The 11,040-nt window shown below is 66.4% G+C and carries 10 protein-coding genes; 8 read left to right on the top strand and 2 right to left on the bottom strand.

All coding sequences use genetic code 11. From position 1 onward, the window contains the following. Nucleotides 1-339: 339 nt before the first annotated feature. The 3 genes from trpE (at nt 340) to NTX40_07930 (ending at nt 2,450) form a co-directional block, all read left to right on the top strand. Nucleotides 340-1,839, top strand: coding sequence for an anthranilate synthase component I (gene trpE / locus NTX40_07940; GenBank protein ID MCX5649011.1), 1,500 nt, complete (start codon nt 340-342; stop codon nt 1,837-1,839). Nucleotides 1,840-1,947: 108 nt separating this feature from the next. Further along, a complete protein-coding gene (locus NTX40_07935) occupies nt 1,948-2,190 on the top strand; it encodes a type II toxin-antitoxin system Phd/YefM family antitoxin (protein ID MCX5649010.1) in 243 nt (80 codons plus the stop codon). Beyond that, nucleotides 2,187-2,450 (top strand): Txe/YoeB family addiction module toxin, encoded by a 264-nt coding sequence (locus NTX40_07930; protein MCX5649009.1) that lies wholly within the window; start codon nt 2,187-2,189, stop codon nt 2,448-2,450. Before NTX40_07935 ends, NTX40_07930 begins: the two co-directional genes overlap by 4 nt. Here NTX40_07930 and NTX40_07925 read toward each other — a convergent pair. Beyond that, a complete protein-coding gene (locus tag NTX40_07925) occupies nt 2,441-2,971 on the bottom strand; it encodes a hypothetical protein (GenBank protein ID MCX5649008.1) in 531 nt (176 codons plus the stop codon). The genes NTX40_07930 and NTX40_07925 overlap by 10 nt on opposite strands. 62 nt (nt 2,972-3,033) lie before the next feature. Then, a complete protein-coding gene (gene coaD / locus NTX40_07920; GenBank protein MCX5649007.1) occupies nt 3,034-3,519 on the bottom strand; it encodes a pantetheine-phosphate adenylyltransferase in 486 nt (161 codons plus the stop codon). Nucleotides 3,520-3,704: 185 nt separating this feature from the next. On the opposite strand from coaD, the gene NTX40_07915 reads away from it, so the two are divergent. From NTX40_07915 to NTX40_07895, 5 genes are all read left to right on the top strand, one after another. Beyond that, nucleotides 3,705-5,570: a heparinase II/III family protein gene (locus NTX40_07915; GenBank protein MCX5649006.1), complete on the top strand. Its 1,866-nt coding sequence runs from the start codon at nt 3,705-3,707 to the stop codon at nt 5,568-5,570. 83 nt (nt 5,571-5,653) lie between these two features. Next, nucleotides 5,654-6,646, top strand: a complete 993-nt coding sequence (locus NTX40_07910) for a hypothetical protein (protein ID MCX5649005.1) — start codon at nt 5,654-5,656, stop codon at nt 6,644-6,646. Between the two features lie 322 nt (nt 6,647-6,968). After that, nucleotides 6,969-7,931, top strand: coding sequence for an orotidine-5'-phosphate decarboxylase (pyrF, locus tag NTX40_07905; protein ID MCX5649004.1), 963 nt, complete (start codon nt 6,969-6,971; stop codon nt 7,929-7,931). Nucleotides 7,932-7,959: 28 nt separating this feature from the next. Continuing rightward, complete coding sequence (gene murD, locus NTX40_07900) at nt 7,960-9,453, top strand: UDP-N-acetylmuramoyl-L-alanine--D-glutamate ligase (protein ID MCX5649003.1); 1,494 nt, start codon at nt 7,960-7,962, stop codon at nt 9,451-9,453. Then, the coding region (locus NTX40_07895) for a glycosyl hydrolase (GenBank protein MCX5649002.1) at nt 9,431-11,040 on the top strand (1,610 nt) is incomplete at its 3' end. The genes murD and NTX40_07895, both read left to right, overlap by 23 nt.

The following is an 11,040-nucleotide window of genomic DNA, read 5'->3' as shown; positions in this document are numbered from 1 at the left end:
GCAGGCCCGGCGGGCGTGCGCCCGGCCGCGGCGGGGCTTCGCCGGGGTACGACACTGCCCCGGTTTCGTCGGAGCGGCAAGGAAAAAATCCCGGCCGCCTCGTCAGGACGCCTCCGGTGTCGCTGGAGGCCGATTGATTCGCAAGCGCCGCCCGGCTATAGTGGACGCGAAACGCAAGGCCGTCTGCCCAGGGAGGACGTGCCATGTGGTTTATTTCCGTTCCGCTGCTTATGCTGATCCTGCTGGTCGTGGGGATGCTGATCGACCTCTTGGTCGGTTCGTTTGCTGCCGTCGCAAGGGGTGTGACACGCCGTCTTCTCTAGGGCGCGGAGCCGGACCATGTATGAACCGACGCGAGAAGAGTTCCTCGAGATGGCCCGCCAGGGCAATACGATCCCCGTCTATCGCACGCTCCTCTCGGACCACCTGACGCCGGTCCTGGCGTTCAACAAACTCCTAGACGAGGACGGGCAGGGGTTCCTCCTGGAGAGCGTCGTCGGCCTGGAGCGCGTCGCGCGGTACACCTTCCTGGGCGTGCGTCCGCGCGAGACCATCCGCGCGTGGGGCCGGCGCGTGGAGGTCCAGCAGGGAGATCGCGTGACGCGGAGCGAGTGCGACGATCCGCTGGCCCGCCTGGCCCAGTGCCTCGCCGCCCACAAGGTGGTCCACCATCCCGACAGGTCGGGACTGCCTCGATTCACGGGCGGCGCGGTCGGCTACGCCGGGTACGACATCATCCGCCGCTATGAAAATCTTCCGAACGTCCCGAAGGACGATCGCGGCCTGCCCGACATGGTCTTCGGCTTCTACGACACGATGGTGATTTTCGACCACGTGCAGAAAACCGTGATGGTCGTTTCGAACGCGATCCTCGGCGACGGGGAACCGGTGAAGGCGTACGACGCGGCACGCGAGCGGATCGACGCCGTGTGCGAGCGACTCCGGCGCCCCGCGCCCCTCAAGGTCGAGGACATGGTCCGGTGCGAGGAGGTCCGGCTGCCGTTCAAGTCGAACTTCGAGCGCGACGACTTTCTGCGGGCCGTCGAAGCGTGCAAGGAGTACATCCGCGCCGGCGACATTTTTCAGGTGGTGCTGTCGCAGCGGCTTCGGGTCGAGTCGGGCGCCGCGCCGATCGACGTGTACCGCGCGCTGCGGGTCATCAACCCGAGCCCGTTCATGTTTTACCTGAAGACGAAGGACGTGACGCTCCTGGGGTCGAGCCCCGAGATCATGGTCCGCGTCGAGGACGGCGAGATTACGAGCCGGCCGCTCGCCGGCACCCGTCCGCGCGGCTCGGGCGCCGAGGAAGATAAGCGCCTCGAGAAAGAACTCCTCGCGGACCCGAAGGAACGGGCCGAGCACGTCATGCTCGTGGACCTGGCGCGGAACGACGTCGGGCGCGTCGCCCAGTACGACACGGTCCGCCTGTCGGACGTGATGCACGTCGAACGCTACAGCCACGTCATGCACATCGTGTCGAACGTGACGGGCCGGCTGCGCGACGGGTGCACGGCTCTGGACGCGCTCCGGGTGAGCGTGCCGGCGGGAACGGTGTCGGGGGCGCCGAAGGTCCGCGCGATGGAAATCATCGACGAGTTTGAGCCGACCAAGCGCGGACCCTACGCCGGGGCCGTCGGCTACGTGGATTACTCAGGAAACATGGATACGTGCATCGCACTTCGGACGATGGTCCTGTCGGGCGGCGTGATTGACGTCCAGGCGGGCGCGGGGATCGTGGCCGACAGCGTGCCCGAGCGCGAGTACGAGGAGACGCTGAGCAAGGCCCGCGCGCTCCTCCTGGCCGTCCAGGTGGCCGAACGCGGTTTCGGCCCGGCGTGAGTCTGAAGGGCAAGGCCAAAGGGCCTTTCGGGTTGCGCATGGGTTGTTGCCACTTGACATGGGCAGGGGCTAGTCGTACGATATGTCGTACGAAAGGAGGGTCAGGCCATGACGGTTCTGAGCGCAAGCGAGGCCAGAGAGCGTCTTTACCGGTTGATTGACGAAGTAGCCCAGTCTCACGAGCCTGTCCACATTGCCGGCAAGCGGGCGGCTGCCGTGCTGCTCTCCGAGGAGGATTGGCGCAGCATCCAGGAGACGCTGCACCTGCTTTCGATTCCGGGTATGCGCGAGTCCATCCGCGAGGGCCTCCAGACGCCGCTGGATGAGTGCAGCAAGGAGCCGGGCTGGTGACCTGGAACCTCGTTTACACGGCCCATGCCCGCAAGGATGCCAAGAAGGTTTCAGCGGCGGGTCTGCGCCCGAAAGTCGAGGTCCTGCTCGAGATTCTCCGCGAAGATCCTTTTCGCTCCCCGCCTCCGTTCGAGAAACTCGTCGGCGACCTCGCCGGCGCCTATTCCCGCCGCATCAACATCCAGCACCGTCTCGTCTATCAGGTCATCAAGGAAGCCAAAACCGTCAAAGTCATCCGCATGTGGACGCATTACGAATAGGCGGTCTGCGTCGCGGAGCGCAGCTTCGGCGCGGCGGAACCACCGACTTCGGTCCGCCCCCTCTCTGCAACGCAGCGACTCGTCAAGGGCCTTCCGATCGTGAAGCGGTTGGGATCCGTGTCAGGGAAATAGAAGATCGCCTCACTCATGATATGAGCATAGCAGAGTCGAGAGGAAGGATTGAAGCGGGGTGGACCAAGATAGCGGAATTCGACGATGAGACCGCTGCCGGCGCCGCCGCCCCAAGAGTAATGCCAGCGAACCCCTTCTCGCCAACCTTCGCTGCCTACGTCTTCGGCTCTGCTGGGGTTGCCCAGAAGCGCCTTGACTTCCTCGGGACTCATCCCTTGCCGGAGCATCTGTCCCAATCGGATCTGTTTCCGCGCCACGTGGCGCTCCGTCATGGAGATCCACACTTTGAGGATGGGGCGCGGTTGCAGCACGGCGCCGGCGACAAAGGAGACTCCCATCAGGATAGTGGCGAGCAGCACCAGTCCGAAAACCTTAAGCCAGTAACGCATGGTATTCCCTCCACAATGGTTCAACGAGTCCGCGGAGCGACCGCTCGCGGCTTAGCGCTCCGTTACGTTTTCAGCCGTGCGCCCAGCGCCTTGGCCACATTCGGCGGGACGAGTTTCGACACGTCGCCGCCGAGCGAGGCGACCTCCCGCACGAGGCGCGACGAGATGTAGGCCACCCGCTCGTCGGCCATGACGAAAACGGTCTCGACGCCCGCAATCGTCCGGTTCGTCAGGGCCAACTGGTACTCGTACTCGAAATCGGAGTGCTGCCGGAGGCCACGCAGGATGACCGAGGCCCCATGTCGGCGGACAAACTCGACCGTGAGGCCCTCGTAGGAATCGACGGCGACGTTCTTCAAGTCGGCGACGGCGTCGCGCAAGAGAGCGGTGCGCTCCTCGGTGGTGAAAAGCGGCTGCTTGTCGGGAGTCGACGCGACGGCCACGATGAGCCGGTCAAACAGCACTGTCCCCCGGCGAATGATGTCGAGGTGCCCGAGCGTGACGGGATCGAAGACGCCGGGATAAACGGCCACTTGCTCGCCTGCCATGCGATGTCCTCCGCTTGCGGTCCCCGGCCTCGCGGGGTCGGGTCCGGAAAGAAGATTGTAGAAAGGTGCCGGTCGGCGGGCAATACGAAAGGCGGCGCGGATTCCTTGACGGGGCCGGGCAGAGGCGCTATAACCGTCGACGTCTTCGGTTGAAAGTACGGTTCCTTCAGCGGGAGAAGATTGTCATGAAGAATGCGGGATGGATGATCGCGGCGTTTGCGGCGTTCGCGCTGGCGGCGTGGCCGTCGTGCGCGGCGGGGGCCGAGGCTCGGCCCGAAATCCTCGTGACGCTGCGGGCGGGTCATCCGCGGCTCTTCGTGACGCACGAGAGCCTGGAGCGGCTTCGGGCGGGCGTCGGGCAGGACGCCGACATGAAGACCCTCTACGAAAAACTCCGCAAGGAGGCGGACAAGACGCTCCGCGAGGAGCCGGTGCGCTACGAACTCGTAGGGCCTCGCCTCCTGCATGTCAGCCGCAAGTGTCTCGACCGCGTCTCGGCGCTCGCCCTCGTGTACCTCGTGAGCGGCGAGGCGAAGTACGCCGAACGCGCGTGGAAGGAACTGGAGGCGGCGGCGAAGTTCCCCGACTGGCATCCCCAGCATTTTCTGGACACGGCGGAGATGACGTGCGCCTTCGGCATCGGGTACGATTGGCTCTACAGTTTTCTCTCCGACGCGCAGCGCGCGCAGGTGCGCCAGGCGATTGTCGAGAAAGGGCTCCAGGAAGGGCTGAATTGTTACCGCGGCAAGGCGGGTTACGGCTGGTGGACCCGCGCGCATCACAACTGGAGCCAGGTGTGCAACGGCGGCCTGGCGGTCGGGGCGCTGGCCGTCGCCGACGAGGAACCGGTCGTCGCGGCCGAGGTCCTCGATGCGGGCCTGAAGGCGGTCCAGGGCGCGATGGGGAACTTCGGCGTGGACGGCGGATGGAACGAAGGGCCGGGGTACTGGGGATACACGCTGCGGTACACGTCCATGTACCTGACGGCGCTTCAGTCGGCCCTTGGGTCGATGAAAGGGCTCGACCAGACGCCGGGCCTGGCGGAGACGGGCCTGTTTCGCATCCACTTCATCGGGCCGACGGGTCGGACGTTCAACTTCGCCGACGCCCACGACTCCGCGGGGAGCGCAGCCGCGATGTTCTGGCTCGCGCGGGCCTTCAAGAAGCCGGTTTACGCGGCCTGCGAACGCCGGACGATGGGCGACGGCGCGTTCGATCTCCTGTGGTACACTCCCGAGGGGCAGGGTCCTGCCGAGAGCGGCTTGGCGCCGTCGAAACTCTTTCGGGGCGTGGACGTCGTCTTCTTCCGCAGCGCGTGGGACAACCCGAACGCCCTCTGGGTCGGCTTCAAAGGGGGCGACAACCAGGCGAACCACAGCCACCTGGACCTCGGGACGTTCGTGCTGGATGCGCTCGGCGAACGGTGGGCCCTGGACCTCGGGGGGGACGATTACGACCTGCCCAATTACTTCGGCGACAAGCGGTGGACCTACTACCGCCTGCGGACCGAGGGGCACAACACGCTCGTCGTGAACGGCGAGAACCAGAACCCGAAGGCGAAGGCGCCGATCGTGGCGTTCTCGTCCACTCGGCAAAGGGTCTCGGCCGTCGCGGATCTGTCGCAGGGCTACCTGATGTGCACGCGGGTTCTCCGCGGCATGGCGATGATCGCGCCGGGAGAGATTCTCATCCAGGACGAGGTCTCGGCCGGCGAGCCGGTCGGGGTCGTCTGGCAGATGCACACCCAGGCGGAGGTCAAGCCGGAGAAGAATCGCGCGGTCCTTTCGCTGAAGGGCAAGCGCATCGGGGCCGAGATTCTGGAGCCGGCGGGCGCGGTGTTCGAGGTCGCGGGGGCGAACCCGCCGCCGCCCGAGGCCCAGCAACCCGACGTGCGGAAACTCGTGGTTCGTCTTCCGGAGAAGGTGAAGAATGTGCGGATCGTCGTGCGGTTGATGGTCGAAGGGGCGGGAGGGGAGTCGCCCGAGGTCCATCCGCTGGCCGATTGGCCCGGCCGGATTGAAAACGCGGGCGGCGGAGCGGGGTCGAAATAGATTGAACGGGCGGCGGGGCCGCGCTATAATACCGGCCGCGAAGGTGGAAACTTATGGACCCATCCGTAAGGAGGAGCCGAATCATGATCATCGGCGGACGGACTGTTTGGCAGGCCTTGGCGGTCGGAGGCCTGGTGATTCTGTTAATCGCGGCGGGCTGCAAGACGACGCCGCCCGAGGAGGGCGCGCCGGGGCCTGCGGCGCCGACCGGACCCCATGCGGAACTGCTGAAACTTTTTCCGAAGGGGCAGGACGTGACGGACTGGAAACCGGTGGGCGACGTGGAAGTGTTCGGGCCCGTCGCGAAGCCGGAGGAGAAGGTGAAAGCCCTGGAGTCCGACGCGGGGGCCGACGCGGCGCTCGTGCGTGCCTACGGGTACGTGAAGTCGGGCGTGGCGCGGTACGGTCGCGGCGGGACGGGCGAAGCGATGACGCTGCGGATCTACGAGATGGAGAGCCCGTCGGAGGCGTTCGGCCTGTTCAGCGTGGGGTCGTCCGGGGCGCAGTTCCCGCCGATGGGGCAGGCCGCCCGGATGTCGGACAAGGCGCTGGGGTTCGTCAAGGGGCCGTACGCCGTGCTGGCGGAGTTCCAGGGCGCGGGCGGTGGGGAACCGGCGCTGAAAGAGTTCGCCCAGTGGGTGGACGATCAGATCACCTCCAAGGGTTATCGGCCGGCGATCCTCGAGGGTTTTCCGATCGGGTCGATCCAGGGCGAGCGGTATTATCTGCATACATTCAATGTTCTTGCGAGGCTTCCGTTTATGCCCAAGGGCGACGCCGCAATGGTCGAACGCGCCCTGGCCTTCGGGCCGGGGACCGATGTTGCCATCATGGGATACCCGACGACGCAGACGGGGGTGGTGAACTACCTCTTCGTGATCCGGTACCCGACGGCGGCGGATGCGACGGCGGCGTACAACGGCTACTCGGCCTACCTGGATGGGAGCACGAACGCGGCGGAGCGGAACATTGCCGTCGCGCCCCCGGTTCAGACGTACCTGGCGGGGACGTTCAACGCGGAGGAAAACTCCATTCGCGACCGCCTGGCCGAGATCCTGACGGGTCTGGGGGGCTGAGGTTCCCTATCTCGGTACCCTTCGAGTGCTTAGCGGGCGGCCCGACGGCTGCCCGCTTTCTTTCCCGAAGTCTGTTTTTGGCGGCGTTCGGTCTCCGCGAGCGGTTCGCCAGGCGGCATGGCGAAGCGTTTGATTCCCTGCGGCGTGCCCTCTCGGAGGCTTGAAAATGGGCAATCTGGGCGGTCCTGCAAGGGCCTCGAGGACCTCGGAATCGGGTCTTCATGGAAAAATGCTTGCATCGGGGAGGTGAGGCGCGTAGACTGCCTTCCTTTTGGCGGCAGAAGGGTGCAGAAAAAGGGCGTTCAGGCGATAGGAGACAGGCGTGGCGAAACACTTTGCGGACCGGATGCTCGATGCCATCGAGGCGAAACAGGCGCCCCTGTGCGTCGGCCTGGACCCGATGTACGAGCGCCTGCCGAAACAGATCCGGGAGATTGCCTCCTCGAACCGGGCGGGCCTGGGAGAGCAGGCGGCCGCGGCACGGGAGTTCTGCCAGAGCGTCATTGACATCGTGGCCGGACAGGTGCCGTGTGTGAAACTCCAGAGCGCCTACTTCGAGCGTTGCGGGCCGAGCGGCGTGCGGGCGTACTTTGAGGTGGCGGACTACGCGCACGAGCAGGGCCTGCTGGTGATCGGCGACGTGAAGCGTGCGGACATCGGCTCGACGGCCGAGGCCTATGCCGTCGCGCACCTGGAGGAAGTTTTCATCGGCGAGGGTAAGGACGAGCGGACAGTCACGCTGGACGCGGCGACGGTGAACCCGTATTTCGGGAAGGACGGCGTGCAGCCGTTCATCGAGACGGCGAAGGCGGGCGGGCAGGGCGTCTTCGTGGTCGTGCGGACGACGAACCCGTCGGCGAAGGACTTCCAGGATTTCAAGGACGCGGAAGGACGCCGCGTGTTCGAGCGGATCGCCGAACGCGTCAACGACTGGGCCAACCAGGAAGGATGCCTGGGGGACTGCGGGTACAGCCTGGTCGGGGCCGTTGCGGCGGCAACCTATCCGGAAGACACCAAGTTACTGCGCGCCCTGATGCCGAACAGCCTGCTCCTCGTGCCGGGGGTCGGAGCCCAGGGAGGCTCGGTCGACGACGCGACGCTGGCATTTCACGACGACGGATGGGGCGCGCTGGTCACGGTGTCGCGGAGCGTGATTTACGCCTGGGAGCGGCCGGAGTACCAGCACCTCGGCGAAGTGAACTGGGAGGAAGCGATCGAGGTGGCGACGGTGGACGTGAAAGCGGCGCTGGCGGAGGCGCTGGCCCGGCGTACGGCGACGGTCTGAAGGCGGCGCGAACGGTTCGGATGCGTGGATGGAGGCCACCGGCAAGATCGCCCATCGTGGACCGCGGGGCCGGCCGAGGTCGGCGTCGGCGGTCCCCGCTCGCCCGGAAGGGCGGGCGGTGACGATCATGGGTCTGGGGTTGTTCGGGGGCGGCGTCGGGGCCGCCTCTTATTTCGCGCGTCGCGGCGCCCACGTCACGGTGACGGACTTGAAGCAGGCGGAGGCGCTCGCGCCGAGCCTCGAGGCGCTCGAGGGCCTCGACATCACGTTCCATCTGGGCGGGCACCGGCCGGCCGACTTCACGGAGGCCGACCTCGTGGTGGTGAGCCCGGCGGTGCCGAAAACGTCGCCTTACCTGGCGATGGCCGTCGAAGCAGGCGTGCCGGTCACGAGCGAGATGAATCTGTTCGTCGCGTTGTGTCCCGCGCCGCTGGTCGGCGTGACGGGTTCGAGCGGGAAGAGCACGACGACGGCGCTTCTGGGGGAGATGCTGGCGCGGTTTCGCCCGACGCGCGTGGGCGGCAACATCGGCAAGAGCCTCCTGGACGAGGTGCACCAGATCGGGCCGGACGAGACCGTCGTCCTGGAACTTTCGAGTTTCCAACTGGAGGACCTGGCGGCCATCGAACGAAGCCCGCACGTGGCCGTGGTCACGTGCGTCAGCCCGAACCATCTGGACCGGCACGGGACGATGGCGGCCTACGTCGCGGCGAAGAAGAACATCCTGCGGTTTCAAGGCCGGGAGGACGTGGCGATCCTCAATGCCGACGACGCCGAAGTGCGGACGTGGAAGAAGGACGCTCGCGGCCGGGCGGTGTTCTATTCCGTCAAGGAGGCGCTGGACGACGGCGCTTTTCTGAAGGGAACGGAACTGGTGTTTCGGCTGGGAGGCACGGAGGAACGGGCGGACCTGGCGGGGCGCGTGCGGCTCCGTGGGCGGCACAACCTGGCGAACGTGCTGGCGTCGGCGACGGCGGCGCGGTGGCTGGGGGTGCCTTTGGAAGCGATTGTGTCGGCGGTGGAAGCGTTCCGGCCGCTGCCGCATCGCCTCCAGGTCATCGGCCGCGTGGGCGACGTCCTTTTCGTGGACGACTCGAAGGCGACGACGCCGGAGTCGGCCCGCGTCGGCATGGAGGCGTTTGACCGCGGCGTGGTTCTCATCGCCGGGGGGTACGACAAGCACGTGGACCCGGAGGTTCTTCTGAAGGCGATCCGGACAGGAACCCGGGCGGTGGTGCTGATGGGGGCGACGGCCGAGGCGCTCGCGCGGGCCCTCGAGGGCAACGGGCCGCCGGTCGAGCGGGCGGAAAACATGGAAGACGCGGTGCGGCGGGCGGCGCGTCTGGCGAAGGCGGGCGACGTCGTGCTTCTCTCGCCGGGGCACGCCAGTTGGGACATGTTCGAGAGTTACGAGCACCGGGGCGATGCGTTTCGGCGTGCGGCAGAGGCGCTCGGCCTCGAAGCGGCGGCAGCGGAGGACGAACGGGAGGTCGGCTCGAGTGGACTTGCTGGAACGATTTGAGGATGCCGGGCACGACGGGCGGGACCTCAGGCCGCTGACCTTCTGGTCGTGGAACGATCGGCTGGATGCGGAGGAGATCCGCCGGCAGGTGCGTGAGATGGCGAAGGGGGGCCTGGGCGGCCACTTCATGCACGCGCGCCAGGGCCTTGTGACGCCGTATCTGAGTCCGGAGTGGATGGCGGGCGTACATGCGGCGGTGGAGGAGGGTCGGCACACGGGTGTCGCGCCGTGGTTGTACGACGAAGACTGCTGGCCGAGCGGCGCCTGCTCGGGGCGCGTGTACGCGGGGCGCGAGGCGTTTCGCGACAAGCACCTGGTGTTCGAGGAGATCGAACCGGAGGGATGGGAGCCGACGGAGCGGACGGTGGCGGTGTTTGTGGGGAAGAAGGGGCGGGACGGCGGATACGAGGAGTTCCGGCGGGTGGACGATCCGCATCGCGTCTGCCACCTGCGTCGCAAAGCGGACGAAGCGGTTCTGCATTTCGTTTACCGGACGGGCGATTACGTGGATGTCCTTTGCCGGGAGGCCACCGAGGAATTTCTGAAGCGAACGCACGAGGCGTACCGGGAATCGGTGGGTCGCGAGTTCGGGCGGTTGATTCCAGGCATCTTCACGGATGAGCCGCAGTACGGCTGGAGCGGTCACCAGGTGCCTTGGTCGTTGGAGTTGCCGCGGTTCTTCCAGCGTTCGTGCGGATACGATTTGGCGGGCCGGTTGCCGGAACTGTTCTTCCCGGTGGGGGATTATCGGCAGGTGCGGTTCGACTTTTACGAATCGCTGACGCGCCTGTTCCTGCTGGCGTGGACGCTGCCGGTCTATCAGTGGTGCGACCGAAACCACCTGATGCTCACGGGCCACGTGATGGGGGAAGACACGCTCCGGAGCCAGGTGGTGCACGTCGGCGCGGCCATGCCGCATTATGAATACATGCACATTCCCGGCATCGACCATCTGTATCGGCGGCTGGGGAGCCCCGTGCCCGTCAAACAGGTGTCGAGCGTGGCGGCGCAGTTGGGTCGTCGGCGGGTGCTGAGCGAGATGTTCGCCGGCTCGGGCTGGAACGTCAGTTTCGACGACCTGAGGTGGATCGCGGAGTGGCAGTTCGTGCTGGGCGTGAACCTGGTGTGCCAGCATCTTTCGTCGTTCACGCTGCGCGGTTGCCGAAAACGCGACTGGCCTCCCAGCCTGCATTGCCATCAGCCCTGGTGGCCGCACTATAGCCTTTGGAATGATTACATGTCGCGGCTGCTGTCGGTGCTGACGGAAGGGAAGGCCGTCGCGGATGTGCTCGTGATTCATCCGATCTCCAGTGCGTGGGCCGAGTACAGCCCGCTGGATACGCGCGAAGTGGACGGACTGGACCGGCGACTCGCGGCGCTGGCGGATGCGGTGCTTGCGACGCACGCCGACTTCCATTTCGGGGACGAACTGATTCTGGAGCGGCACGGCCGGGCGGCGAAGGGAGAACTGGTGGTGGGCAAGGGCCGATACCGGGTGGTTATCGTGCCGGACGCCACCAACCTGCGGACGAGCACGGTGCGGCTGCTGGGGCGGTTCAAGCGGTCGGGGGGTCGGATCGTTTTTGC

It is taken from the genome of Planctomycetota bacterium, assembly GCA_026387035.1.
GTDB lineage: Bacteria > Planctomycetota > Phycisphaerae > FEN-1346 > FEN-1346 > JAPLMM01.
Note: the sequence above shows the minus strand (reverse complement) of the source record. Positions and strands in the feature narration are given on the sequence as shown.

Excerpts from the sequence above, each read along its gene's own strand:
- NTX40_07915 (MCX5649006.1), top strand. The coding sequence starts at position 3,705 with ATGAAGAATGCGGGATGGATGATCGCGGCGTTTGCGGCGTTCGCGCTG.
- coaD (MCX5649007.1), bottom strand. The coding sequence starts at position 3,519 with ATGGCAGGCGAGCAAGTGGCCGTTTATCCCGGCGTCTTCGATCCCGTC.
- NTX40_07925 (MCX5649008.1), bottom strand. The coding sequence starts at position 2,971 with ATGCGTTACTGGCTTAAGGTTTTCGGACTGGTGCTGCTCGCCACTATC.
- NTX40_07910 (MCX5649005.1), top strand. The coding sequence starts at position 5,654 with ATGATCATCGGCGGACGGACTGTTTGGCAGGCCTTGGCGGTCGGAGGC.
- trpE (MCX5649011.1), top strand. The coding sequence starts at position 340 with ATGTATGAACCGACGCGAGAAGAGTTCCTCGAGATGGCCCGCCAGGGC.
- NTX40_07935 (MCX5649010.1), top strand. The coding sequence starts at position 1,948 with ATGACGGTTCTGAGCGCAAGCGAGGCCAGAGAGCGTCTTTACCGGTTG.
- murD (MCX5649003.1), top strand. The coding sequence starts at position 7,960 with ATGGAGGCCACCGGCAAGATCGCCCATCGTGGACCGCGGGGCCGGCCG.